Annotated in this window: 24 protein-coding genes; 14 read left to right on the top strand and 10 right to left on the bottom strand. The window is 70.2% G+C overall.

The genetic code is table 11. The features are described 5' to 3' along the window. Positions 1–120: 120 nt before the first annotated feature. The 5 genes from E3O23_RS16700 to E3O23_RS16680 form a co-directional block, all read right to left on the bottom strand. The gene (locus E3O23_RS16700; protein WP_134492989.1) at positions 121–426 is read right to left on the bottom strand and encodes a hypothetical protein; all 306 of its coding nucleotides are present in this window, start codon (positions 424–426) and stop codon (positions 121–123) included. After that, positions 419–847, bottom strand: coding sequence for a flagellar export chaperone FliS (locus E3O23_RS16695; protein WP_134492987.1), 429 nt, complete (start codon positions 845–847; stop codon positions 419–421). Before E3O23_RS16695 ends, E3O23_RS16700 begins: the two co-directional genes overlap by 8 nt. Further along, positions 847–2157, bottom strand: coding sequence for a flagellar filament capping protein FliD (gene fliD / locus E3O23_RS16690; RefSeq protein ID WP_241983526.1), 1311 nt, complete (start codon positions 2155–2157; stop codon positions 847–849). The genes E3O23_RS16695 and fliD overlap by 1 nt, the downstream gene beginning before the upstream one ends. Positions 2158–2319: 162 nt before the next feature. After that, positions 2320–3510: a flagellin N-terminal helical domain-containing protein gene (locus E3O23_RS16685; RefSeq protein ID WP_134492983.1), complete on the bottom strand. Its 1191-nt coding sequence runs from the start codon at positions 3508–3510 to the stop codon at positions 2320–2322. 243 nt (positions 3511–3753) lie between these two features. Next, positions 3754–4617: a sigma-70 family RNA polymerase sigma factor gene (locus E3O23_RS16680; protein WP_134492981.1), complete on the bottom strand. Its 864-nt coding sequence runs from the start codon at positions 4615–4617 to the stop codon at positions 3754–3756. Between the two features lie 302 nt (positions 4618–4919). Here E3O23_RS16680 and E3O23_RS16675 point away from each other — a divergent pair, with 302 nt between their 5' ends. From E3O23_RS16675 to E3O23_RS16645, 8 genes are all read left to right on the top strand, one after another. Further along, a complete protein-coding gene (locus E3O23_RS16675) occupies positions 4920–5411 on the top strand; it encodes a flagellar protein FlgN (RefSeq protein ID WP_134492979.1) in 492 nt (163 codons plus the stop codon). A 10-nt stretch (positions 5412–5421) separates the two neighbouring features. Further along, positions 5422–6879 (top strand): flagellar hook-associated protein FlgK, encoded by a 1458-nt coding sequence (gene flgK, locus E3O23_RS16670; protein ID WP_134492977.1) that lies wholly within the window; start codon positions 5422–5424, stop codon positions 6877–6879. Between the two features lie 3 nt (positions 6880–6882). Next, positions 6883–7773 carry a flagellar hook-associated protein FlgL gene (gene flgL, locus E3O23_RS16665; protein WP_134492975.1) on the top strand — a complete coding sequence of 297 codons (891 nt, stop codon included), beginning with the start codon at positions 6883–6885 and terminating at the stop codon, positions 7771–7773. After that, positions 7770–8153: a flagellar assembly protein FliW gene (locus E3O23_RS16660; RefSeq protein ID WP_134492973.1), complete on the top strand. Its 384-nt coding sequence runs from the start codon at positions 7770–7772 to the stop codon at positions 8151–8153. The genes flgL and E3O23_RS16660 overlap by 4 nt, the downstream gene beginning before the upstream one ends. A 230-nt stretch (positions 8154–8383) precedes the next feature. Beyond that, complete coding sequence (locus E3O23_RS16655) at positions 8384–9205, top strand: FAD binding domain-containing protein (protein WP_134492971.1); 822 nt, start codon at positions 8384–8386, stop codon at positions 9203–9205. Next, positions 9202–12039 carry a molybdopterin-dependent oxidoreductase gene (locus E3O23_RS16650; RefSeq protein WP_134492969.1) on the top strand — a complete coding sequence of 946 codons (2838 nt, stop codon included), beginning with the start codon at positions 9202–9204 and terminating at the stop codon, positions 12037–12039. Before E3O23_RS16655 ends, E3O23_RS16650 begins: the two co-directional genes overlap by 4 nt. Before the next feature lie 67 nt (positions 12040–12106). Beyond that, positions 12107–12280, top strand: a complete 174-nt coding sequence (locus E3O23_RS18235) for a hypothetical protein (RefSeq protein WP_166790564.1) — start codon at positions 12107–12109, stop codon at positions 12278–12280. A gap of 33 nt (positions 12281–12313) precedes the next feature. After that, the gene (locus E3O23_RS16645; protein WP_134492967.1) at positions 12314–12967 is read left to right on the top strand and encodes a nucleotidyltransferase family protein; all 654 of its coding nucleotides are present in this window, start codon (positions 12314–12316) and stop codon (positions 12965–12967) included. Positions 12968–13013: 46 nt separating this feature from the next. On the opposite strand, the gene E3O23_RS16640 is transcribed toward E3O23_RS16645, so the two are convergent. Beyond that, positions 13014–14327 carry a glycosyltransferase gene (locus E3O23_RS16640; RefSeq protein ID WP_134492965.1) on the bottom strand — a complete coding sequence of 438 codons (1314 nt, stop codon included), beginning with the start codon at positions 14325–14327 and terminating at the stop codon, positions 13014–13016. Further along, positions 14324–16558: a glycosyltransferase gene (locus E3O23_RS16635; protein WP_134492963.1), complete on the bottom strand. Its 2235-nt coding sequence runs from the start codon at positions 16556–16558 to the stop codon at positions 14324–14326. Before E3O23_RS16635 ends, E3O23_RS16640 begins: the two co-directional genes overlap by 4 nt. A gap of 131 nt (positions 16559–16689) precedes the next feature. On the opposite strand from E3O23_RS16635, the gene E3O23_RS16630 reads away from it, so the two are divergent. From E3O23_RS16630 to E3O23_RS16620, 3 genes are all read left to right on the top strand, one after another. Then, entirely contained in the window at positions 16690–17028 is a 339-nt protein-coding gene (locus tag E3O23_RS16630) for a hypothetical protein (protein WP_134492961.1), read from the top strand. Between the two features lie 60 nt (positions 17029–17088). Then, positions 17089–17649, top strand: coding sequence for a hypothetical protein (locus E3O23_RS16625; RefSeq protein ID WP_134492959.1), 561 nt, complete (start codon positions 17089–17091; stop codon positions 17647–17649). Positions 17650–17846: 197 nt separating this feature from the next. After that, positions 17847–18215, top strand: a complete 369-nt coding sequence (locus tag E3O23_RS16620) for a hypothetical protein (protein ID WP_134492957.1) — start codon at positions 17847–17849, stop codon at positions 18213–18215. A 67-nt stretch (positions 18216–18282) separates the two neighbouring features. On the opposite strand, the gene E3O23_RS16615 is transcribed toward E3O23_RS16620, so the two are convergent. Beyond that, positions 18283–19083, bottom strand: a complete 801-nt coding sequence (locus E3O23_RS16615; RefSeq protein WP_134492955.1) for an HNH endonuclease family protein — start codon at positions 19081–19083, stop codon at positions 18283–18285. An 80-nt stretch (positions 19084–19163) separates the two neighbouring features. Here E3O23_RS16615 and clpS point away from each other — a divergent pair, with 80 nt between their 5' ends. Next, on the top strand, positions 19164–19448 hold the full coding sequence (gene clpS / locus E3O23_RS16610; protein WP_241983523.1) for an ATP-dependent Clp protease adapter ClpS: 285 nt from the start codon (positions 19164–19166) through the stop codon (positions 19446–19448). Next, entirely contained in the window at positions 19445–20041 is a 597-nt protein-coding gene (locus E3O23_RS16605) for a DUF2017 family protein (RefSeq protein ID WP_134492953.1), read from the top strand. The genes clpS and E3O23_RS16605 overlap by 4 nt, the downstream gene beginning before the upstream one ends. A 25-nt stretch (positions 20042–20066) precedes the next feature. Here E3O23_RS16605 and E3O23_RS18895 read toward each other — a convergent pair whose 3' ends face one another. Together E3O23_RS18895 and E3O23_RS16600 are read right to left on the bottom strand one after the other, a co-directional pair. Then, the gene (locus tag E3O23_RS18895; protein ID WP_420897678.1) at positions 20067–20168 is read right to left on the bottom strand and encodes an MFS transporter small subunit; all 102 of its coding nucleotides are present in this window, start codon (positions 20166–20168) and stop codon (positions 20067–20069) included. A gap of 1 nt (position 20169) precedes the next feature. Further along, the gene (locus E3O23_RS16600; protein WP_134492951.1) at positions 20170–21561 is read right to left on the bottom strand and encodes an OFA family MFS transporter; all 1392 of its coding nucleotides are present in this window, start codon (positions 21559–21561) and stop codon (positions 20170–20172) included. A gap of 146 nt (positions 21562–21707) precedes the next feature. On the opposite strand from E3O23_RS16600, the gene E3O23_RS16595 reads away from it, so the two are divergent. Further along, on the top strand, positions 21708–24023 hold the full coding sequence (locus tag E3O23_RS16595) for an FdhF/YdeP family oxidoreductase (RefSeq protein WP_134492949.1): 2316 nt from the start codon (positions 21708–21710) through the stop codon (positions 24021–24023). Positions 24024–24127: the final 104 nt, after the last annotated feature.

Here is a 24127-nt window from a genome sequence, read left to right as displayed (position 1 = left end):
GTGTCAGCTATCGGGCGCGCCCGGGGCTTCGTTAGGGAATCCTGGGAAGTTCACCCGGATGGGGGGTCTGCGCCCCCTCAGGACATCGCCGGCTCAGGACATGGCCGGCTCATCACGTCGTCAGCTCATCACGTCGACGTACACGGATGTCTCGGCGCTGCGAGCTGCCGAGACCGCGCGAACCGCCGCGAGGTGCCTGCCGGTTTCCTGCTGTGCGGCCTCGAGTTCGCGCACGAGCTCCCGCTGGCCGGCCAGGACCTTGTGCGCCCGTCCGACGAGTGCGGGCGGAAGCGGACCCAGGCGAACCGGCGCCGTCCACGGCGTGGCGTCCATGCCGTCGCCGACGGAACCGAGGAACCTTTCGAGTTCGTCGAGCACGCGCATCCATTCGTCGTGTGGGTCCTCGGCCCACTCCGCGCTAGCCAATTCCGAGCCCCCCGCCCGTGGAGCGCGCCGGCTGCGCGGGAATCGACTGCGCGGCCTCGTGCCAAGCCTGGCGCAGCGGTTCGAGCAGCGCGATGCTTTCGCGGGTGCGCTCGACGTCGCGGTGGATGTTGCCGTTGACCAGGGAGTTCGACACATACGTGTAGAGCGCGAGCAGGCCTTCGCCGCCGTCCCAGAGTTCGACTTTGAGCGACCCGGAGAGCTCGCTGACGATCGCCTGCGCGTGCAGCAGGTTCTCCGAGGCGACGGCCCAGTTCGCCGCGATCTGCGCGGCCTCGGCCCGGCCGAGGTCGAGCATCAGCCGGTCGTAGAGCATGGTGAGCAGCCGCACGGGCGTGGCCGAGAGCACCGCCTCGCGGTTGTACCGCAGCCTCTGGGCCTCGGCCCCGGCCGTCATGCTCATCAAGCACCGCCTGACGGGAGGCCCGCGATTTGCGCGCTGAGCCAGGACGACTGGGAGTTCATGTTGCTCAACTGAACCTCGAGTGCGGCGTAGGTGCGCTCCAACGAGGACTTGCGAGACGCCAACCGCAGATCCCAGTCGGCGATCCTGTTCCCGAGGTCCTTCACGAGCGACTGCTGGCCGGTGACCTTCGCGGTGATCTGGCCCGAAAACTTGTCGGATGCCGAGCTCGCCGCGACCGAGACCCGGGAGGCGATCTCCTGCAGGGTTGCCTCGACGCCGGCCGGGTCCTTCTGCAGGGCCGCGGCGAACTTCGTGGCGTTGAATTCCATCGTGCCGGTTTTCGAGATGCTGATCCCGATTTCCGAGGGCGAGCGTCCGTTCACCGGAAGCGAGGCCGCCGAGAGGATGCGCTGGTTGATGTCGCGCACCGTGCTGTCGCCGGTGAAGACCCCGCCGGAGACAACCGCGGCCCCTGAGCCAGTGGTGCTGTTCACCACGGCCGACTTCGTGGCGATGAGGGCGAAGACCCCGTTGAGGCCGTTGACGAGGTCCGAGGCAACCGTGCTGATCGCCGCGTCATTGCGGGCGACCTTGACGGACACCGGGTCAACCGAGACCGCGGAAACGGTGATCGCGACCCCTGGGAGCAGGTTGGCGAAGGTGTTCGTGGACGAGGTGATCGCCTGTGCGGCGCTCGTTCCGGCCCACAACGTGACCTGGGCATCCTGGCCGGCCTTGACCTCGGTCATCGCGGCGGCCGTGCCGGAGACGGTGAAGCTGCCCGCCGCACCGCTCGCGGTCGCGGTGAGCTGCAGGCGGAAGCCGGCCGCTCCGACGGCGACCTTGGTCGCGGTGACGCCGGCTCCGGCGGTGTTGATCGCCGAAACCACGTCATCCAGCGAGGTCGAGGCTGCGGTGATCGTGGTGGGCGTGCCGCCGGCGCTGGTGATGGTCAGGCTGGTGTCGGGCCAGGCGGTGAGCGCGTCGGAGACCGACACGTGGGTCTGGGCGAGTTTGTCGACGACGAGGTCGATCTGGCCGGCGCTTGCGCCTGTCGTCACCGCTGCGGTGACCGTGGGGGGGCTGCTCGACGCGGTGAAGAGATCGAGTGAATCGGTCTTCGCTGTCTTCGTTGCGAGGGTAGCGAGGCCGGCGACGCTCGTGTTCAGGCCCTGGAGGGCGGAGATGAGCGCCGTTGACTCGGAGACCTTGTTCTTGAGCAGGGTCTGGGGAACCGCTTCGAGCTGCATGAGGGACTTGATCAGGCCCGTCGTATCCAGGCCGCTGACGAGACCATCGATTGCCATCGACACGATGTGTTCCTCTCTTGCTGTTCGATGCGAAAGTGCTTCAGTGATGCTGCGGAAAGCGCCTGGTGACAATCGCGGGAGAGGTCCAGTTCTCCCTCGATTGCCACCAGGCGCCGTTCACCGTGCGTGAGCGCGGATGAGTTGGGCAACCCCGCTTAGTTAGCGGAGGAGCTGCAGAACGCCCTGGTTGGACTGGTTCGCCTGCGCGAGCATGGCGGTACCGGCCTGGGTCAGGATGTTCGAGCGGGTGAACTTGACCATTTCCTCGGCCATGTCGGTGTCGCGGATGCGAGATCCGGCCGCCGTCAGGTTCTCCTTGGAGATGGCCAGCGTCTTGACAACGCTCTCAAACCGGTTCTGGTTCGCACCCAGTTCGGCGCGAGCGGTGGAGACGCTCTTGATCTGGGAGTCGATCAGGGTAATCGATGCCTGCGCGTTCGCGGCGGTATCGAACCGCACTCCACCGGTCAGGGCAGCGCTCGCCGAGCCGGCTGCCAGCCCGACGGCACCGTCGGGCGACGTCACTCCGACTGAACCGCCGTCGAGTGCGGTGACGACGATCCCGTTGCCCGCGCCGTTAGCGTCCTTGGACACCGAGACGCTGAAATTGGCCGAGAAACTTGCATCGGAGCGGAGCGCCGATGCGTACTCCTCCACGCTCTGGAAGGAAGCCGCGCTCCCGTCAGCCGTGTCCGCCAGCGCCGCTGTCACAACGGTAGTCGTGACTCCACCGCTCGTGGAAGTGAACGTCGCTGCACCGGTGGTGAGTGCCGTGATGTCAGCAATCGCGAACGAGGTTCCCGCAGCTGAAATGCTGCCTCCGGTCAAAGCGTTCGCGATAGCGGTCACGTTCGCGCCGCTCAGGTTCACGTCGATCTGGCTGTTCAGATCGCCGTTTGCGCCGACCTGGAACTTCAGCGAGGTGGCGGAGCCATCCAGCAGCTTCGTGCCGTTGAAGTTCGTGGAGCCGGCGATCCGGGTGAGCTCCTTACCCAACGCATCGACCTCGGTCTTGATGGCGGTGCGCGAGTCGGCGTTGTTCGAGTCGTTACCGGCCTGAACGGCGAGGTCACGAACGCGCTGCAGGATCGACTGCACCTCGCCCAAGGAACCTTCAGCGGTCTGGAGAACGCTGATGCCGTCCTGGGCGTTGCGGCTGGCGACCGTGAGGCCACCGACCTGCGACTTGAGGCCCTCGGAGATGGCGAGGCCGGCCGCGTCGTCCGCAGCGCGGTTGATGCGGAGGCCGCTGGACAGCTTCTCCAGCGACTTGGACATGTCGTTCTGCGTTGCGGCGAGGTTGCGGTACGAGTTGTTCGCCGCGAGGTTGGTGTTGACCTGCATACCCATGATGATTTCCTCCGTGATTGGGTGGTGTTACCGGCCCATCCATGGGCCGGCACAATGAACCATCGGCCGGGTGCGGAGGCGCGTTAGCCGTTCTGCGCGGAAAGTTCCTCCCGACTCGGTGACCCCGCCACGAACTGCCCCAAAAGGGTTGAGTTGCGGAGAAAGCACCTTGATTCTTGAAATTGAGGTGCTTTTTCCGCAACTCAACCTGGAATGCCGTTGACCGTAGCTGAGCCGGGCGCGTTAGCCGTTATGCGCGGAAAGTTCCTTGGCCGGCACTCCGGCCGCGGAGATCGCGGCGATCGCGGCCGGCACCCGGTCGTGGGCGAGGCTGGCGATGCCGATCATCGCGTGGTCCGCGAGCCGGGCCAGGTAGGCGCTGCGGCGAGCGGGCGCGACACGCGACTCCGGCACGTACGCGGTGTCGGAGTCGTCGGAGTAGTGGGTCCCGAGGCCGTCGCGGAGCAGCCGGATGGCCTCCGCGCGCTGCTGCGAGACCGCCGAGTGCGTGATCCCCAGCTCGGCGGCGATGTCCTTGACCGGTCGGTCGTCGAAGTAGATCTGCTGCACGACCAGGCGCATGTTCTCCGGCAGGGCCGCGATGGCAGCTCGGAGGTAGGCCAGCCGTTCCTCGGAGAGGAGCGACTCCTCGGGGAGCGCCGTGTCGGCGACGAGGAACTCGGCGGTCGTGTCATCCAGCGTGGACAGCGTGCGCGAGGCGTCGGCCAGGCCGGCGGCCGCGGTTTCGCGGTCGACCCCGAGGGCCGCCGCGATCTCGTCGACGGTGGCGGTGCGGCCGAGCGCCGCGGCCAGGGTTTCCTGCACGGCGACGGTCTCCTTGATGCGCCGCCTGGCCGAACGGGTTGCCCAGTCGCTGGAGCGCATGTCGTCGGCGAACGCGCCGATGATGCGTCGCCGCGCGAACGCGCCGAACGGGACCCCGAGGTCGGGATTGAACGCATCCGCCGAGGTGATCAGGGCAAGCGCGCCGGCCGAGGCCAGGTCGTCCCGGGAGAGGTGGCGGGCCTTGGCCCACACCTCCGAAACGAGGTAACCGACCAGCGGGAGGTTCTCGACGACGAGCTTGTTGCGCTCTGCACGATTCACTGGTGGGACCCTTACGACGGTGCAAACGGACTATTAGGACTATTAGCCGGACGGGATTCGGGCCCCTGCGAGGGGATGATCCCTCGCTTAGGTCCAAGCTAACAAGCGCGGCAGCCGGGGGTAGACCGGATGCGCCCCCCACAACGGGTCAAACCTTGTCCTCTCTTCAGAGGACACCTTTGGAGTTGGATATGCCTCGAATCGCTAACATTGTTCCTGCGCGTGCCGATAGTCCCCACGAATGGACCGGAAGCCGTACCTCCGTACGAGCAGTCCGCATAGGCCGGAAGGGTGGATGACACATGGGCGCCAATGAACTATCCGCCTTGCTCTGGCGTGAGCGCGAGTTGCTCGACCTCCTCGTCTTCAAGCTCGAGGAAGAACAGCTCCTGCTTCAGGGCGGCAAGGCCCGCTGGCTGCAGCACGCCACCCGTGAGGTCGAGCAGGTGCTGGGCCTCGTGCGCGAAGCCGGCCTCGGCCGCTCCGTGGAAGTCGCCGCCCTCGGCCTCGACTGGGGAACGGGCGACGACGCCACCCTCCGCGAACTCGTGGCCAGGGCACCGGACGGCCCCTGGGCGGACATCTTCGCCGCGCACCTCTCCGCGATGACCGTGCTCACCACCCAGATCAAGGAACTGCGCGACACGAACGAACGGTTCCTGCGCGCCGCCGCCCGGTCCAGCCAGGAGACCCTCGCGGGCCTCCAGCCCGAGACCGACGCCAACACCTACGACGCCACCGGCGCCGCGGGCTCCGCAGCGACAGGCTCGCGCCTGGTCGACCGAAGCCTGTAAGGAGAATCACGTGAGCACCTTCAGCGGACTGAACACCGCCTACTCCGGCCTGGTTGCGGCGCGCCAGGGTCTCGACGTCGTGGGACAGAACATCGCCAACGCCAACACTGAGGGCTACACCCGGCAGCGCGTCACCACCTCCTCCGTCGCCGCGGCCGCCGACGCCGGCCGGCTCGACGGCGGAGTGCGACCGGGCCAGGGCGTGTCCGTCGACGGGATCGCGCGCCTCGGCAGCGCCCCCTTCGACTCGCAGGTGCGCTTCTCCGCCGCGGAAGCCGGGTACTCGGCCGTGCGGGCGAACGCGCTGAGCGCCCTCGAAACGTCGCTGCGCGAACCCGGCGACAACGGGCTCTCCACGCGGCTGCAGGAATTCTGGGGCGGCTGGCAGGACATGTCCAACCGGGCCGGCGAGGCCGCGCCGGCAGCGTTGCTGCTCGGCCAGGCCGGCGACCTCGCGACCCAGGTCTCGCAGGGCTACCAGGCCGTCACGGCCCAGTGGTCCGGCCTGCGCGCGGATGCCGTCGGCATGGTGTCCGAGCTCAACAACGCCGCCACCCAGGTCGCCGAGCTGAACGGGCGCATCCGGATGGTGCTCGCGACCGGCGGATCGGCCAACGAACTGATCGACCAGCGCAGCGCCTTGACGACAACGATCGCCGCGCTGAGCGGCGCCACCGTGCGCGAGCTTCCCGACGGCACGGTCGACGTGGGAATCGGCGGCAACGCGCTCGTCTCGGGCGACCGAGCCCGCGCGATCGCCGTCACCGGCTCGACCCGGCTCGAGGGGGCGGCGGCGGACGCGGTGCGCCTGGTCTGGACGAACCCCGCCACCCCGGTTTCCCTCGACGGCGGCGAACTCGCCGGCGCCCTGTCGGTGCTTGCGACCGCCAACGGCAGCGGCGCCGGTGGCGCCCTCGCCGAGGCAGCCGCCTCGTACAACGCCTTCGCAACGGACCTGGCCACCACGGTCAACGACATCCACCGCCTGGGCGCGACCTCCACCAACACCACCGGGCTCGCGGACGGCCTGGACTTCTTCGCCTTCGACCCGACCAGGGCGGCCCTGAGCCTCCGGGTCATCCCCACCGACCTCAGCGGGATCGCGGCGGCACGGCCCGGAGCCGGAGCCCGCGACGGGTCCATCGCCGATGCCATCGCCCAGCTCGGCGCAGGCAAAGCCGTCGACGCCTCCGGCGCCGCCATCGCCTCCCCCGACACCGCCTGGGCCTCGTTCGTCACGGCCGTGGCGGTGGACACGCGGATGGGGCTGCAGCAGGCACGCCTCGCCGACCTCACCGCGACATCCGCCCGGGGCCGGCAGCTGTCCAACTCCTCCGTCGACCTCGACGAGGAAAACGTGAACCTGCTCATGCTGCAGCACGCCTACCAGGGTGCCGCCCGCGTGATGACGGCCGTGGACGAGATGCTCGACACCCTGATCAACCGCACCGGAGTGGTGGGAAGGTAAGCCATGATCGCCCGCGTGACCAGCCACACCCAGATGCGCTCCGCCCAGCGCAACCTGCACGACAACATGGCCCAGCTGGCGAAGCTGCAGGACCAGGCGAGCTCGCTCAAGGCGATCACCCGCCCCTCCGACAACCCGACTGCGGCCGCGGATGCGATGAAGGTACGCGCCGAGCTGCGCGCCACCGAACAGTACGGCCGCAACGTCGACGACGGGAACGGCTGGGTGTCGACGCTCGACGCGACGCTGTCGTCGGCATCCGCAACCATGAACCGCGTGCGCGACCTGACCGTGCAGGGGGCCAGCGACGGCGCTCTGTCCCCCGCGGCCAAGGAAGCCATCGCGATGGAACTCGAGGGCCTGCGACGCGAGATCCTGGGCCAGGCCAACACCTCCTACCTCGGGCGCAGCGTCTTCGCCGGCAACTCCGACTCTGGCGTCGCCTTCTCCGGCGCCCCCGGCTACGCGCACAGCGGGGCTCCCGGCAGCACGGTCGAGCGCCGCATCAGCCCCGACTCCACGGTTCGGGTCGACGCCGACGGCGCGGCCGTCTTCGGCGACGGCGCCGGTTCGGTTTTCGCGCTGATCGACGCCATCGCCGGGGACCTGCGCAACGGCACGAACGTCGGCTCCCGCTTGGCGGAGATCGACGCCCGGATGAGCGCCATGACCACCGAACACACCAGGGTCGGCGCCCAGCAGGCACAGATCGAGAGAGCGGAAGAGTCCCTGATGGAGCAATCCGGCCTGCTCGAGTCCCAACGCGCCGGGATCGAAGACCTCGACCTCGGCCAGGTCATCCTGGACCTCAAGCTCCAGGAGGTCACCTACCAGGCGGCCCTCGCCGTCACCGCCCGCGTGCTCCAGCCGACCCTGATGGACTTCCTCCGATGAGCGTGACCCTGACCTTCGTCACCCCTCCCCCCGGCTTCGCCCCGCTGACGGACTTCTCGCTCGAGGAGATCGAGGGCGCCGACGGCCTGTACTCGCTGCGCGCGACCGAGGCGCCGGGCACCCGGATGTTCGTCGTCGACGCCGGCGTGCACCTCACGGACTACCAGCCGGTCATCTCGACGGAGCAGTGCACGTCGCTCGACCTGACCGTTCCGGAGGATGCGTTCGTGCTCGTCGTCGTGAACCCCGGCGAGGCGGGAACCACGGCGAACCTGATGGCCCCGATCGTGGTCAACGCCACCACCGGTGTGTGCGCGCAGGTCATCCTCGACGGGCAGGACTGGCCGCTCCAGGCCGCCCTCGGAGCCCGCGCGGCCTGACGCTCCTCCCGCGGGGTTGAGATGCGGACAAAGTACCTTCCTGGGCGCCACGAAGGTACTTTGTCCGCAAGTGAGTCTGGCTGGCGCCCAGCAAAGCACCTTCTCGCGCGCCATCAGGGTGTAAGGTAACTAACCTAGTTAGCTACTTTCGACGCCCGGGCATCTCGCTTCGCGTCGGATCCGTGTACGTTGTCTCGACGAACACGCCGACGCCGAGCCGAGGGGGCCAGATGGACCTCAACACCGTGACGAGCATCACGCCCGCTCGCCACCGCGACGACCTCCGTGCGCTCGCCCCGGATGTCGCCCCCCTCGCCGGCGGATCGGAACTGTTCGCCTCGCCGCAGGCCCACCTCACCGGGCTCGTCGACCTCCAGACGTTCGGCTGGCCGGCCCTCACCGTTACCCGCGACGGCCTCGAGATCGCGGCCACCTGCACCCTCGCGGAGCTCTCCCGCCTGCCGCCCGAACCCGGCTGGAACGCGCATCCGCTGTTCCTCCAGTGCTGCACCGCGCTCTTCGGCTCGTTCAAGGTGTGGGAGGTCGCCACGGTCGGCGGCAACCTCTGCGCCGCGCTGCCGGCCGGCCCGATGACCACCCTGGCCGCCGCCCTCGACGCCGAGCTGCTGGTCTGGCGTCGTGACGGAACCGACGAGCTGCTGGCGGCAGCCGACTTCGTGACCGGCAACTCGACCAACGTGCTCGAGACCGGTGATGTGCTCCGATCGCTCCGCCTGCCGACGTCGTCGCTCCGCTCCCACACGGCCTTCCGCTCGATCTCGCTCTCGCCGGTCGGCCGGTCCGGCGCCGTGCTCGTCGGCCGGCTCGACTCCGACGGCGGCTTCGTGCTCACCGTGACCGCCGCGACGGTGCGGCCGATCCAGCTGCGCTACCCGAGCCTGCCCGAGGCGGCGGGACTGCGCCGAGACATCGACGCCATCGACGGCTGGTTCACGGATGCGCACGGCGCCGCGGACTGGCGACAGGCGATGAGTCGCCTGCTCGGCGAGGAGGTCCGGCAGGAACTCGAGCGGAAGCTCCAGGCCGCATGAAGCTGCTCGTCAACGGTGCGCCGATCGACGCCGAGCCCGCCCCCGGCCAGTGCCTGCGCTCGTTCCTCCGAGAGCAGCAGCAATTCGATGTGAAGAAGGGCTGCGACTCCGGAGACTGCGGCGCGTGCACCGTTCTGCTCGATGGAACGCCGTTCCACTCCTGCATTCTTCCCGCCTATCGCGCCGCCGATCGCGCCGTGACGACGGTGGCCGGCCTCGGCACGCCCGAGCGACTCGCGCCGATCCAGCAACGGTTCGTGGATGCCGCCGGCTTCCAGTGCGGGTTCTGCACCGCCGGCATGATCGTGACCGCGTCCACCCTGGACGAGGGCGATCTGGCGGAACTGCCGCGGCTACTCAAGGGCAACCTGTGCCGCTGCACCGGCTACCGCGCGATCGAAGACGCGATCCGCGGTCGGGGTGCCGCCTGCGGCACGACCTCCGGCACGACGTCCGGCACGCCCTGCGGTGCCACCGACAACACGACGCCCGGCACGCCCTGCGGCACGACCTGCGCCGCCACCGGCGACACGACCCCCACCACCGCGGACACCGCCGAGCCGACCAGCACCGGCGCTGCGCACGGCCGGGTCGGGTCGTCGCTCGGCGCCCCCGCCGGCGCCCGCGTGGTGAGCGGGCAGGAACCGTACACGCTCGACATCGCGGTGCCCGGCCTGCTGCACCTGGGCGTGCTGCAGAGCCCGCACGCGCACGCGCGCATCCGCTCGATCGATGTGAGCGCCGCCGAGTCCCTGCCGGGGGTGCACGCGGTGCTCACACACGCCGACTCCCCCGCCACGCTCTTCTCCACCGCCCGGCACGAGAACCGGCTCGACGACCCCGACGACACCCTCGTCTTCGACCGGGTGCTGCGTTTTCGCGGGCAGCGGGTCGCCGCCGTCGTCGCCGACTCCGTGGGCCTGGCCGAGGCCGCGTGCCGCCTGATCGTCGTCGACTACGAGGAGCTCCCCGCCGTGTTCGACCCGGACCAGGCTCTCCGTGCCGGCGCTCCGCTCGTGCACGGCGACAAGGACGCCGCGGCCTCGCGCCTGGCCGACCCGGGCCGCAACCTCGTCGCCGAGCTGCACGGCGAACGCGGCGACTTCGAGGCGGGCCTGGCCGCGGGAACCACCGTGGTCTCCGGCACCTGGCAGACCCAGCGCGTGGCGCACGGCCAGCTCGAGACGCACGCGACGATCGGCTGGCGCGAGGACGACGGGCTCGTGCTGCGCACCAGCTCCCAGGTGCCGTTCCTCGTGCACAAGGAAATTTGTCGGATCTTCGACCTCGACCCGGCGCTGGTTCGCGTCTTCACCGCCCGGGTCGGCGGCGGCTTCGGCGGCAAGCAGGAACTGCTCACCGAGGACGTCGTCGCACTCGCCGTCCTGAAGACCGGGCGGCCGGTGCAGTACGAGTTCACCCGCAGCGACGAGTTCCGGCTGGCCCCGGTGCGGCATCCGATGCGAGTCGGCGTCACGCTCGCGGCCGGCGCCGACGGGCGGCTCACTGCTCTCGGCCTCACGGTGCTGGCCGACACCGGGGCGTACGGCAACCACGGCCCCGGCGTGCTGTTCCACGGCTGTTCGGAATCGCTGAGCCTCTACTCGGTGCCGAACAAGCGGGTGGATGCCGAGTGCGTGTACACGAACAACCCGCCGTCGGGCGCCTTCCGCGGCTACGGCCTCGGCCAGGTCGTCTTCGGCATCGAATCGGCGCTGGACGAACTGGCCCGCAGGCTCGGCATCGATCCGTTCGAGCTTCGCCGCATCAATTCGGTGGTCCCCACCGACCCGTTCGTCTCCGCGCAGGGCGAGGGCGACGATGACCTGGCATTCGGCAGCTACGGGCTGGACCAGTGCCTCGACCTGGCCGAGGCGGCGCTGGCCAGGGGCAACGGCGCGGTCGTCCCGGACGGCCCGGCCTGGCGCGTCGGCGAGGGCATGGCCAGTGCGATGATCGCGACGATGCCGCCGCGCGGGCACTATTCGCACGTCTCCGTCACGGCCACGGCGGAGGGCCGCTACACCGTGCGGGTGGGCACGGCGGACTACGGCAGCGGCACCTCGACCGTGCACGCCCAGATAGCCGCGACCGCCCTGAACACCAGCCCCGACCGGATCGACTTCCGCAGTTCCGACACCGATGAGGCGGGCTACGACTCCGGCGCGTTCGGTTCGACCGGGGTGGTCGTGGCCGGGAAAGCGCTGCTCGGGGCGGCGACCGCCCTCGCCCGGGAACTCCGGCAGCTCGCATCCGGGCGGACCGGTCTCCCGGCGCACTCGTGGGCGCTCGAGCAGGGCGGACTGCGCTCCGGCGAGCTCTTCCTCACCCTGGCCGAGCTCGCCGGGCCGGACGGGGTGACCGGTGTCGGCACGGAGTCCGGCGCCGAGCGGTCCGTCGCCTTCAACGTCCAGGCCTTCCGCGTTGCCGTGAACACGCTGACCGGAGAGGTGCGCATCCTGCAATCGATCCAGTCAGCGGATGCCGGCTTCGTGATGAACCCGGCACAGTGCCGTGGGCAGATCGAGGGTGGTGTGGCGCAGGCGATCGGCAGCTCGCTCTACGAGGAGGTCATCCTCGACGGCGCCGGAACCGTGACGACGAACGTGCTGCGCAACTACCACCTGCCCCAGCTCGCAGACCTGCCCGTGACCGAGGTTTACTTCGCCGACACGGCCGACGACCTGGGTCCCTACGGCGCCAAGTCGATGAGCGAGTCGCCCTACAACCCGGTCGCGCCAGCCCTGGCCAACGCGATCCGCGACGCCATCGGCATCCGCCCGTTCGAGTTGCCGATGTCGCGCGACCGCATCTGGCGGATGCTCCAACCCTGATCAACCGTGACATCGCCGCGCCGTGCGCCTGCGCGGCGGCGGCCGTTTCGACTGTGACACTGACCTCATGGTCCCTAACCTCTCGTTCTGGCACGTCGGCGTCTTCCTCATCTACCCCGCGGCGATCGCCCTCGGGTTCTGGCTGCTCTACACGGTGATCCGGCTCGCCGTGCGCAGGGGGCTCCGCCAGCACCAGGAGTGGCTCGAGAGCCGCGCCGAGCCGGGGAACGCGGCCCCCTAACCCACGCGCGGCCGGCTGCGTACGATGGCAGGCATGGACAGCGCCCTTCCGCCCAGCGCCCCGGCGCCGGTCGCCCGGCCGCCGGTCGCCGGCCTCCTGCTCGCCGCGGGAGCCGGCTCCCGGCACGGCAGCCCCAAGGCGCTCCGCCGGGGCAAGGATGGGGAGCCCTGGCTCCTCCGGGCCATCAACGCGCTGCAGACGGGCGGCTGCTCGCCGGTGATCGTCGTTCTCGGCGCCCGCGGCGACGAGGCGGAACTGCTGCTGCCCGGCCGGGGCGACTCTCCCGAACGCGCCGGCGACCTCGTCGTGGTGCACGCCGCGGACTGGGCCACGGGCGTCTCGGCCTCGCTGCGGGCCGGCCTCGCCGCGGCTGCGGCCCTCGAACCCGCCCCGGCGGCCGTCGCGGTCGTCCCGGTCGACGTGCCCGACCTGGACGGCGCGATCGTGGCCAGGCTCATCGGCGACCGGCCGGACGACGGGCAGCCGGGACCGGTTGCCCCGGACACCCTCCGCCAGGCGAGCTTCGACGGCCGCCCCGGCCACCCGGTCGTCATCGGCCGGGGGCACTGGGCGGCGCTCGGCACGCGCCTCGCCGGCGACCGGGGCGCCCGCCGCTACCTGGTCGAACACGGTGTGCGGATGATCGACTGCGGCGACCTGGGGACGGGCGTCGACGACGACGACTGACGGGCGGGCGGACGACGACTGACGGGCGAGTGCGACCGAGGTCGGGTCAGCGCACCTCCGGCACCACCCGGAGCGCGTCGAAGGCGCGCGCCGGGCCGGCCTCGTCCGCGAGGGACGCGGAGAGGCGGTCCAGGCGGTCCCGCGCCTCTCCGCGGAGGGCGAGCAAGCGGATCACGGCCGCCCGGATCTCGTCGGGCGACCCGGCATTGGGGTCGAGGGCCTCGCCGAAGCCGGCCGCTTCGACGGCGGCCGCGCCGGCGAACTGGTCGGTCGAGAACGGCAGCAGCAGCAGCGGGACGCCGTGGGTCATCGCCTCCGTGACGCTGTTGTTGCCGCCGTGGGACACGGCCAGCGCCGAGCGCCGCAGCATGCTGACCTGCGGCAGGAACTCGCGCACCAGCCACGAGCCGGGAATCGGGCCGAGCTCGGCCGGGTCGGTCGATCCCGTGGCCAGTGCCACCCGCACGTCGAGGGGGCGCAGCGCCTCGACCACGCGGGCGAGCACGTCACCGCGGACCGAGAGGAAGCTGCCGAAACTGACGTAGACCACGGGGACCGCATCCCTCGCGAGCCATTCCCGGGCCTCGGCATCCGGCTCATCGTCGCGAACCGCCGAGCCCAGGAAGGCGTGCGGGGGAAGCAGCAGGCCCCGCGCCGCCTCGTGCAGCTCGGCCGGATAGTTGAGCAGGAGCACATCGCCCGATTCGGTGAAGGCGTCGGCCGTCGGAGTGGCCCCCGGGTCGAGGCGGAGCAGCGCGTCGTTCCACTGCACGGTGAACGCGTCGCGCACCCTCCCGCAGAGCCCCCGCAGCGAGTCCAGGTCGCCCGGGTCCGGGCTGAACGCGTCCGGCCAGGTCGAGACGAATCCGTACACCTCGGTCCCCACCGGGAGCGCCGTCGGGTGTCCCAGCACGACGTCCGCGTGGCTGATCCCCGCGCTCTGCAGGGCCAGCCGCGCGCTGAAGGCGAGGTGGTCGACGATCACGTGGTCGGGGCGGACTCGCTCGACCACGCGCTGCACGTCCCTGGCCACCTCGACCGGATTCCAGAGGAGGTCGCTGCTCCGCGCCTCGGCCTGGAACCGCAACGTCTCGACCATGCCACGGCGGGTGGCCGCGAAGAAGCCGCGCAGCGCGTCATCCTCGCCGGCCGGCTGCTGTTCCGCCCTGATCACCCCGGGATTCGAGCCTCGGCCCAGCTGCAGCGGCACACGCTCGTAGCCGAACGACCGGACGATCCCGGCGGTGGCGTCACCGGTGGCGACGACGACCCGCTCGCCCGCGTCCCGCCACGCGGTCGCCAGCGCGGCCAGCGGATAGAGGTGCGAGGCGTAGTCGGGGCTGATCACGAGCACGGTCACGAGGCACTCGTTTTCCTGGCCGTCGTGCCGGCCGTCTCGCCGGCATCCCGGTAGACCCGGGAGAGGGCATCCGCCATGGTCTGGATGGCGAAATCGCGCGCCACCCGGTCATGGGCGCGCTGCGCGTTGACGGCGCCGAGCGCCCCGCCGGACAGGTCGAGGGCGCCGGCGATCCCCTGCGCCAGCGAGCGGGCGTCACGGGTGTCGACGAGGAACCCGGTCACCCCGTTGTCGACGAAGGTCGCCGGCCCGCCTCCGGCCGGCGCGACGACCGGAAGCCCGGTCGCCATCGCCTCGAGCAGGGCGATCCCGAACTCCTCCTTGACGCTCGCGCAGACGTACGCGCCGTGCGGGGCGGCCAGGCCGGGACGCCCGTAGCGCGTGGCCGCGAGCCAGTGTGCGACGGTGTCGTTCGCCCGGTGCCCGGCCAGCAGCAGGCCGCCGGCCGCCGCCTGGGCGCGCGGCAGCGCCGTGTCGATCCGGTCCAGCTGGCGGCGCTCCTCGCCCGACGGATGCTCGAGGTCACCCCCGACGACGAGCAGGTTGCAGCGTGCGCGCAGTCCGCCATCCGCGAGCCAGGCCTCGACGAGGGTCGCCATGCCCTTGACCGCGTGCAGCCGGCCGACCGAGATGGCCAGCGGCAATCCCCGCCGCTCGGCCGGTAGACCGCCCAGCAGCACGTCGAGGGCATCGAAGGCTGGATGCCCGGCCGCCGCCGGAGAGCGGGCGGCGAGCGCCTCAGCGCCGGCACGCTCGATCACCCTGAGGTCGATGCCTTCCGCCACCACGGCGTAACGCTCCGGGTCGAGGTCGATGTCGATGCCCATCAGCTTCCGAAGGTCGCGGTGCAGCTCCGGCCGAGGGAAGAGAATGATCCGCGCGGCCTCCCCGCTCACCCGCTGCGCCAGGCAGGTGCGGAACCAGAAGTGCTCCCGCTCGTCGAGGGCACCGAAGTTCTGCCGCGTCAGCGCCCCCGCCGCTTCGAGGGCGTGGATCGCGGCGTGGGGATCGGGCGCCAGCGTGAAGACCACCGGGATCTCGAGTTCGCGCGCGACCGTGGCCGCGGCGAGGGTGCCGACATCGGCCATCCGGAGATGGATCGCGTCGACCGAGCCGGCCGCGCGAAGGATGCGGCGGAGCCCGCGCTGCGCCTCGACGCGGCGCGGCCACGCGTCGACCGAGGCCACCGGCTCGCCGAGGAAGGGAACCGTCGCGAAGACGTGGCCGGGCCGGGAGGAGGCGAGGTCGGCCAGGCCGCGGAGGGCGCCGGCGTGGTTCCCCCTGGAGAGGGTCAGCACCCGCGTCACCGTCGCTGGGTTGTGGGTGGCCGCCGCCCGGCCGGTGCCCGCGCCGTCGACCAGCGCGTCCCCCAGCCGCACGAGGAGCGTGGCGATGCCGCCATTGTCGCCCGAGCCCACCTGGGAGAGCTCCCGGTCGATGTCGGCCGGGAGGAACACCTGGGCGATCGTGCGGCCAGGGCTCCCTCGCCCGGCATCGCCGGGCGAGGCCGGCTCGCTCGGCTCGGCCGGGTCGGCCAGGTCCGCCAGGTCCGCCAGGTCCGCCAGCGCGAGCCCGGCCACGTCGGCGAGCACGTCGGTTCCACGGGCGAGGTCGGCCACGATCCGGATGCCCGCGTCGTTCGCCCCGAGATCGCCGAGCGCGGCGATCGCCGCCGCGCGCACCTCGGTGGCCTCGGCCGGGTCGAGGGCGACCCGCCGGATGAGCCGCCCGGGAATTCGCCCGGGAATCAGCCCGATTGTCTCGACCAGCCGCGCCCTCGCGCCGGGCTCGCCGAGCCCGAGGAGAGCGCCGTCGAGCGCAAGCGCAATCGGTTCCGGTGCGGACGCGCCCCAGCGTTCCAGGCTGCGCTGGGCGACCATCCCGGGAAACCCTCCGGCGGCGACCAGGCGCACGAGCCCGGAGATGGCGTCGGCTCGAGGCCTCCGAACGCCCAGCGCCCAGGCCGCATGCTCGCGGAGAAACGGTTCGTCGCTGCCCAGCAGGGAAACCAGCACAGCGCCGGCGGACTCCTCGGCATGCCGGGCCAGGGCATGGACCGCGGCGATGGCGGTGAGCTGGTCCCCGGGGTCGGTCGCCGTTCGCGCGAGGAGCCGCACGGCTCGTTCCCCGCCGTTGCCGTCGACGGCTCCGGCCAGGTCGTCGGCGCTCCGAATGCCCTCGAGGATCGATCCGGCGCGCCTCACCGCGTCCAGTGCTGCCTGCGTCCCCATGGCCCGCCACCTCCCTAGAGTGGAATCCTCCGCTGTGAAATCCTCCGCTGTGAAATCCTCCGCGACTGTACCACTCGCCGATTGGCGTGCCACGCCTTGTGCTGCAGGGTCGCCGGGTAAAGAGTGGTCGCATGATGAGGGTGACTTACGCCGGTGCCTCGTTCCTCACGAGCGATGACATCGCCAACGGACTCTTCCAGTTCGTGGCCGCGCTGGGAGACAACAACGCAGCGTCGTCTCTCGAAGTCCCCGCCTTCACGGACGACGGCAAGGCGGTCATGGTGCGGCTCGTCGTCGGCCCCGCGAGCGAGCTGGTCGGGGTTCCGGAGGAGTCCATCCTCGAGGAGCCGAACACCGTCGATTTCGTCTCCGAGCTACACAAGCGCACGCTGGCCTTGTCCTCCCCCAGACCGGTTGTCGACACGGAGGCGGGCTTCACCACGGCGTACGACTGGGACGACCTCCAGTAGTAGTTCCGCGTCCGCTGGCATCGCGTCAAGACGACCCAGTGCTCAGGACGGGACCCCCGCGTGAATCGGCACCTCATCAGCCCCATCGTCGGTTTCGCCCTCCTCGCCGGTGGACTCTCCGGATGTTCCGATGGGGGCGGTTCGGACGTCCTCGGTTTCGCCGGAGCGGGCAAATCACTCTCCGGTCTGCCGGCCGACCGGTACGACAGCGTCGTTGCCGGCATTGCCATTGACAACACAACCGGGCAGGACATCGTCCTGATCAACGTCACGCCGATCGGCGTCAGGAACGCGCGCATCGGGGAAATATCCATCGCGCCAATCCAGGACCTGCCGGACGGGACGAGCCTGATGATCATGGCGGCTGCTCCCCCGCTCAGCGGCACCGAACTGCGCGCGTGGCGGCAGCGAAAGGCGGTCAGGGGCTTCGTCGTGCGGCCCGGGGCGGAAGCGGAGTGGAACGCCCTCTACGAGATGCGGCCGATCGATCCGTCGAAGGAAGCGCGCACCACGGGGGTCCGGATCACCTTTCGGATCGGCCGGGTCACCCTCACCGAGACCCTCAACGACGGCGTCTGTTTCGCCCCCGGCGGCGATGCCGAGGCCTGCCAACTGGACTAGGTCCTGGGGCCAACTGTGGCCCGTTCGGACAACTGTGGCCGGCGTGCCGGCCACAGTTGTCCGCTTCGACAACAGTCATGCCGCGCTGTTGACGGGGCGCCGCTCCTGAGTAGGGTTTCATTGCAGCCGGATTGGGGGCGGCATCAGGACGCGGTTGCGGCTCTTATACACAGTCACCCACATCCGAAGGAGTAATCGTGTTGAGAAAAACCCTCGCCGCAGCCGCTCTGGCCGCCGCGTTTGTGCTCGTCCCCACGGCCGCGCAGGCCCTGGACTGTATCAACGTCTCCAAGCCGCCGGCCGCGTGCGGCTCCAACTGCACCGCCGGGCCGATCATCCAGGGCAACTGGGCCTGGCTGCCCAGCGTGTTCCCGGGGGCCCCGGAGGTCTGGGCCTTCGTGCCTCCCGGTACCGTCCAGGGCTTCGGCCTCCCGGGCGAGAACGGCAACTACCAGAACGGCGAAGGCTACGCGCTTCTCGTGAATGCGATCTGCGACTCCCAGGGCTCGGTCCTGGTCAACCGCCAGACCGACCACGGTATCCAGCTGCTGGAGGGCTGCCCCTAGGCAAGCCCGAACGACCCCCGGACGCCCACGCGACGCCCTGGGTTCGGCCTGCGTTGGGCCGGCCCGCTCAGCAGGTCCTGAGCACGGCCGACATGGCCGCCCGGTCCTCCGGGGTGACTCCCAGCTCATAGGCGACGAAGACCGGGACGAGCTTCTTCACGTACCAGCACTGCAGCGCCGTGTCCGAGGGGAGGTCGTCCCAGACGACCCGCTGGCCGGCATCGTGCCGGTCCGAGACATCCGGGTAGACCCCGGGCAGCCACTCGCTCGGCAGGGAGTCGGACTTCGAGCCATTCTCGGAGCCCTTCACCGCCAGAAGGTTCACCGGGTCATTGGCCAGCGCCCGGCGCTTCTCGAACGTCCAGGCCGCTCCCCCGGTGGCGTACACGGCCTTGAGCGGCAGCAGGTGGTCGATCTGCACGTCATCCGACGTGTCGGCGCCCTGCACGAAGCTGATGCTCTCGCCGGTGTACGGGTCGGCGAGCGTGCCCGTCTCGACTACGCAGCGGGCGGGCTGGAGGCTGACAGCGGTGAGGTCGCGGCGCAGGATGTCGTTGCGCGCGTCGCAGCCGTTGCCGTCGAAGTCGAAGGACCAGGAGTCACCGAAGAGGTCGTCCCGGTGGCCGGCGTAGCTCCCGTCGTCGCGGTAGGCGGCGTCGGGGAGCGCGGCGACGGCGGCCGCAGCGGCCGCGGAATCCAGGGTCGGACCGGGCGGGGCCGGCACTGCGGCGCCCGCGGACGCGCCCGGGGGCGGGGCGGGTGCGGAAGCGGGCGCATCCGTGAAGTACAGGACCGCGGCCACGGTGATGGCCAGCACCAGCGACGCGGCGGCCAGCGACCCCTTCGAGGTTCTCGCGCGGCGGGTCATGGACAAGTCACGCGAGGCATCCGGCCATCCTCCCACGCGGCCGGGTGGCAATGCGCGCCGGACCGTGTGAGGCTGGGGGCGTGTCCCTTCCCGCCCCGCTCCCGGACCTTCGCGACGCCCCGCTGCTGGAGCGTCCGTGGGTCACCATCGTCTGGGACGACCCGGTCAACCTCATGTCGTACGTGGCCTACGTCTTCCGCAGCTACTTCGGCGTCTCCGCGGAGCAGGCCGAGCGGCTCATGCTGCAGGTGCACAACAACGGCCGCGCCGTGGTGGCCACCGGGAACCGCGAAGAGATGGAACGACACGTGGAGGCCATGCACGACTACGGCCTCTGGGCCACCCTCGCCAGGGCCGAAGAATGATGCGCTTCACGCGCGAGGCCTCCGGAAACGTGTCCGGGCAGTTCTTCCCGGTCGAAATCGACCTCCTGCGCCTCGCCGTGTCCCAGCTGATCGACCTGCTGGATGCCGCGGCGAGCCACGCGCTCGGGGCATCCGCCGACCCGGCCGTGCGCCGTCTGCTGCCGGACGCCTACCGCGAGGACGCGGAGGCCGCCGCGGAGTTCCGGCGGTTCACGGCCGACGGTCTCATCGACCGCAAGGAGGCGAACGCCCGCGCCGTGCTGGCCTCGCTCGGCGAGGAGGAATACCCCGGCGACGCGGACGAGCGCGACGCAGCTGAGCACGACGCGGACGAGCGCGAGGACGAGCCAGGCGCGTCCGTCGGGGCCGACGGACCGGAGGACCTCCCGCCGGTGACCGTGCTGCTCGACGACGCCGCCGTGCAGTCGTGGCTGCGCACGCTCACCGACCTGCGGCTGACCCTCGCCGAACGGCTGGAGATCACGCCGGACGGCGTGCAGCACCTGAGCGGCGAGGAGGCCCCCTTCCTGGCCAACGTCTACGAATGGCTCGGGATGGTGCAGGAGTCGCTCGTGCACGCCATCGACGTCTGACGGCCGCACACCGCCGGCGGCACCGCTAGCCGAAGAGCGCGGCGACCCTGGTCAGGGTCATGAACACCCCGTAGGCCAGCGGTAATCCGACCAGCGCCCAGGCGACTGAAAGTTGTGCCCTCGTCATGTCAGGACTCCAATGCTGGTTCGCGCACCGTCGACGTCGCGGCGGTTTCATGGAAGGTGGAATGGACCGGCCGCACCAGCAGGTTCGCGATGAATCCGACCACCAGCAGCCCCACCATCGTGAGCAGCGCCGGCTGGTACGCCTGGGCGGTGAGCTCGCCCGGGGTTCCCTGGGCGTCCAGGAAGCCGTTGACGATCAGCGGCCCCGCGATCCCGGCCGCGGACCACGCGGTGAGCAGCCGGCCGTGGATGGCGCCGACCTGGAAGGTGCCGAAGAGGTCCCGCAGGTAGGCGGGCACGGTCGCGAAACCGCCGCCGTAGAAGGAGATGATGACGAAGGCCAGCAGCACATAGAGCGCCGTCGTGCCCGACCCCACGAGGGCGAGGAGGAGGTAGAGCACCGTGCCGACGCCCAGATAGACCATGTAGATGTTCCGGCGCCCGGTCTTGTCGGAGGTGGCGGACCAGGCGAACCGGCCGCCCATGTTGGCAATGGAGAGCAGGCCGACGAAGCCGCCGGCGACAACGGCCGACACGAGGGAGCTGCCGTCCGGCTGGCGGAAGAAGTCCTGGATCATCGGCGCCGCCTGCTCGAGGATCCCGATGCCGGCCGTGACGTTGCAGAAGAGCACGACCCAGACGAGCCAGAACTGCCGGGTGCGGATCGCGTTGGCCGCAGAGACGTTGTTGCTCGTGACGAGCGGCCTGGCCGCGACCGTTGCCGGGTCAAAGCCCGCCGGCTTCCAGCCGTCGGCGGGAACCCGGATCGTGAACGCGCCGAACATCATGTAGGCGAGGTAAACGACCGCGAGGGTGAGGAAAAGCTTCCCGACCGCGTCGCCGCTGGCCACCCAACCCTCCGCCCCCGAGTTCGGGTCGTAGAGACCCAGCAGGGCCGTGGAGACCGGGCTGGCGATCAGGGCGCCGCCGCCGAAGCCCATGATGGCCATGCCGGTGGCGAGGCCCGGGCGGTCCGGGAACCACTTGATCAGGGTCGACACGGGGGAAATGTAGCCGATTCCCAGCCCGATCCCGCCGATGAATCCGTAGCCGAGGTAGACGAGCCAGAGCTGGCCGGAGAAGATTCCCAGCGAGCCGAGGAGGAAACCGCCCGACCAGAAGAGCGCCGACACGAACATCGCCTTTCGCGGGCCGTTCGTGTCGACCCAGGTTCCCATCACCGCCGCCGAGAGGCCGAGCATGACGATCGCGATCGAGAAGATCAGGCCGATCTGGGTGAGGCTGACGCCGAAGTGTGCGACCAGCGCGGTCTTGTACACGCTCGTCGCGTAGGCCTGGCCGATGCACAGGTGAACGGCGAGGGCGGCCGGCGGGATGAGCCAGCGGTTGAATCCGGGAGGTGCAATCGTGCGTTCTCGGTCGAGCCAGCCCATACTGATCCCCCATCACCTGAGAGCTGGATATCCAGCTCCGTTGCTGTCGGCATGTGTGCCGTGTGTCACAGACTAGCGTTCTACCCTTGCCGCGCCGGGATGGGGCGGTATTCGGCATCCGGCCGCGATAGGGGCAGACTGGGCTCATGACACGTGGAGCGCCCGTCGAAGACATCAACGAGAACAACCTGGTCGTCAAGAAGCCGAAGAAGTCCGCGGCCGGCGTCGAGGCCGTGGTCGTGGCGCTTGACCGCGGCATCGCCCAGGCCGGCGTCACCCGCACGGCCCGGTCGCTGCTGCGGCTGAACCAGCGGAACGGCACCGACTGCCCCGGCTGCGCCTGGCCCGAGTCGCAGGGCCACCGCAAGACCGCGGAGTTCTGCGAGAACGGCGCCAAGGCCGTCGCCGAGGAGAGCACACTGCGCACGGTGACCCCGGAATTCTGGGCGGAGCACTCCATCGCCGAGTTGTCCGAGAAGACCGAGTACTGGCTGGGCAACCAGGGGCGCATCACGCATCCGGTCGTCATCCGGCCCGGCGACACCCACTACTCGCAGATCTCCTGGAACGACGCCTTCGAGCTCATCGGCGAGCGGATCCGGGCGACGACGCCCGAGCGCACGGTCTTCTACACCTCGGGGCGCACGGCCAACGAGTCGGCATTCATGTACCAGCTGTTCGCCAGGTCGATCGGCACCAACAACCTGCCGGACTGCTCGAACATGTGCCACGAGTCATCCGGCTCCGCGCTGAACCCCACGATCGGCATCGGCAAGGGCACCGTCTCGCTCGAGGACATCCACCAGGCCGAGCTGATCTTCGTCGTCGGGCAGAACCCCGGCACGAATCATCCGCGGATGCTGTCGGCCCTGGCCGAGTGCAAGGACAACGGCGGCAAGATCGTCGCGGTGAACCCCCTGCCCGAGGCCGGGCTGTTCAACTTCAAGGACCCGCAGACCCCGTCGGGGCTGGTCGGCAAGGGCACCAACCTCGCCGACGAGTTCCTGCAGATCAAGGTCGGCGCCGACCTGGCCCTGTTCCAGGCCCTCGGCCACCTGCTCCTCGAGGAGGAGGAGCGCGTGCCCGGCTCCGTGGTCGACCACGAGTTCGTGGCGGCCAACACCGACGGCATCGACGCCTACCGGGCCGCCCGCAAGACCATCGACTGGGACGAAACCGAGGCGGCGACCGGGCTGTCCCGGCTGGAGATCGCCACGGTGGCGCGGATGATGGTGAAATCCAGGGCCACCATCATCTGCTGGGCGCTCGGCCTCACCCAGCAGCCGCACTCGGTCAACACGCTCAAGGAGATCATCAACCTGCTCCTGCTGCAGGGCAACTTCGGCAAGCCCGGCGCCGGCGCCTGCCCTGTGCGCGGCCACTCGAACGTGCAGGGCGACCGCACGATGGGCGTGTGGGAGAAGCCGCACGAGTGGATGCTGGATGCCCTGGACAAGGAATTCGGGATCGACGCCCCGCGCGCGCACGGCCTGGATTCCGTCGACACGGTCGAGGCGTTCGAGAACGACGCCGTCGACGTGTTCGTGTCGATGGGCGGCAACTTCGCCCTCGCCGCCTCTGACACCGTTGCGCTGGGGGCCGCGCTGCAGCGCGTCGGCCTGACCGTGCACGTGTCCACCAAACCCAACCGTTCCCACGTGATGCACGGGATGACCTCGCTGATCCTGCCCACGCTCGGCCGCACGGACACCGACGACAAGCATCCGGGCGGCCGGCAGGTGCTCTCGGTCGAGGACTCCATGTCCGTGGTCCGCACCACGCAGGGACGGCTGGAGCCGGTGTCGGAGCACCTCCTGGCCGAGCCCGTGATCGTGGCCCGGATGGCCACGGCGACGCTCGGCGAGGACCACCGCGTCGACTGGAGGGCGATGGCAGAGGACTACGACGTCATCCGCGACCACATCTCGCGCGTGCTGCCCGGCTTCGAGGACTTCAACCGGCGCCTGCGCACGAAGAACGGCTTCGTGCTGCCCAACCCACCCCGCGACACCCGCAGCTTCGCCACCGACATCGGCCTGGCCCGGTTCACGGTCAGCCCACTCGAGTACCTGACCCCGCCGCCCGGGCACCTGATCCTGCAGACCATGCGCAGCCACGACCAGTACAACACCACCTTCTACGGGCTGGATGACCGCTACCGCGGCATCTCGGGCGGCCGCCGGGTCATCCTGATCAACAAGGACGACGCCGCCGACATGGGTTTCGCGGACCGCGACCTCGTCGACGTGATCAGCACGTTCCAGGGCGAGGAGCGGCGGGCGGACAGGTTCCGGCTGGTCTTCTACCCGACCCCGCGGGGCTGCGCGGCGGCCTACTTCCCCGAGGCGAACGCGCTGATGCACCGCGAGCTGGTCGCCCGCGAGTCGAACACCCCCGGCTACAAGGCGATGGCCGTGCGCTTCCTGCCGCGCGCCGAGGACAGCACCCCGCAGCTCAGCTAGCGTCTCCCGCGGGCTCGCGCTCGCACTCGCACTCGCCCAGCGCGCCACTCGCATTTCACTTGCGGAGAAAGTACCTTCCCGCGCGAAATGAAGGTACTTTCTCC

Origin of the sequence: Cryobacterium tagatosivorans (genome assembly GCF_004402215.1) — a bacterium.
Classification (GTDB): Bacteria; Actinomycetota; Actinomycetes; order Actinomycetales; family Microbacteriaceae; genus Cryobacterium; species Cryobacterium tagatosivorans.
This window is presented reverse-complemented; position numbering and strand designations above follow the sequence as displayed.

Excerpts from the sequence above, each read along its gene's own strand:
- E3O23_RS16695 (WP_134492987.1), bottom strand. The coding sequence starts at position 847 with ATGAGCATGACGGCCGGGGCCGAGGCCCAGAGGCTGCGGTACAACCGC.
- fliD (WP_241983526.1), bottom strand. The coding sequence starts at position 2,157 with ATGGCAATCGATGGTCTCGTCAGCGGCCTGGATACGACGGGCCTGATC.
- E3O23_RS16685 (WP_134492983.1), bottom strand. The coding sequence starts at position 3,510 with ATGGGTATGCAGGTCAACACCAACCTCGCGGCGAACAACTCGTACCGC.
- E3O23_RS16675 (WP_134492979.1), top strand. The coding sequence starts at position 4,920 with ATGGGCGCCAATGAACTATCCGCCTTGCTCTGGCGTGAGCGCGAGTTG.
- flgL (WP_134492975.1), top strand. The coding sequence starts at position 6,883 with ATGATCGCCCGCGTGACCAGCCACACCCAGATGCGCTCCGCCCAGCGC.
- E3O23_RS16660 (WP_134492973.1), top strand. The coding sequence starts at position 7,770 with ATGAGCGTGACCCTGACCTTCGTCACCCCTCCCCCCGGCTTCGCCCCG.
- E3O23_RS16655 (WP_134492971.1), top strand. The coding sequence starts at position 8,384 with ATGGACCTCAACACCGTGACGAGCATCACGCCCGCTCGCCACCGCGAC.
- E3O23_RS16650 (WP_134492969.1), top strand. The coding sequence starts at position 9,202 with ATGAAGCTGCTCGTCAACGGTGCGCCGATCGACGCCGAGCCCGCCCCC.
- E3O23_RS18235 (WP_166790564.1), top strand. The coding sequence starts at position 12,107 with ATGGTCCCTAACCTCTCGTTCTGGCACGTCGGCGTCTTCCTCATCTAC.
- E3O23_RS16645 (WP_134492967.1), top strand. The coding sequence starts at position 12,314 with ATGGACAGCGCCCTTCCGCCCAGCGCCCCGGCGCCGGTCGCCCGGCCG.
- E3O23_RS16635 (WP_134492963.1), bottom strand. The coding sequence starts at position 16,558 with ATGGGGACGCAGGCAGCACTGGACGCGGTGAGGCGCGCCGGATCGATC.
- E3O23_RS16630 (WP_134492961.1), top strand. The coding sequence starts at position 16,690 with ATGATGAGGGTGACTTACGCCGGTGCCTCGTTCCTCACGAGCGATGAC.
- E3O23_RS16615 (WP_134492955.1), bottom strand. The coding sequence starts at position 19,083 with ATGACCCGCCGCGCGAGAACCTCGAAGGGGTCGCTGGCCGCCGCGTCG.
- E3O23_RS16605 (WP_134492953.1), top strand. The coding sequence starts at position 19,445 with ATGATGCGCTTCACGCGCGAGGCCTCCGGAAACGTGTCCGGGCAGTTC.
- E3O23_RS18895 (WP_420897678.1), bottom strand. The coding sequence starts at position 20,168 with ATGACGAGGGCACAACTTTCAGTCGCCTGGGCGCTGGTCGGATTACCG.
- E3O23_RS16600 (WP_134492951.1), bottom strand. The coding sequence starts at position 21,561 with ATGGGCTGGCTCGACCGAGAACGCACGATTGCACCTCCCGGATTCAAC.
- E3O23_RS16595 (WP_134492949.1), top strand. The coding sequence starts at position 21,708 with ATGACACGTGGAGCGCCCGTCGAAGACATCAACGAGAACAACCTGGTC.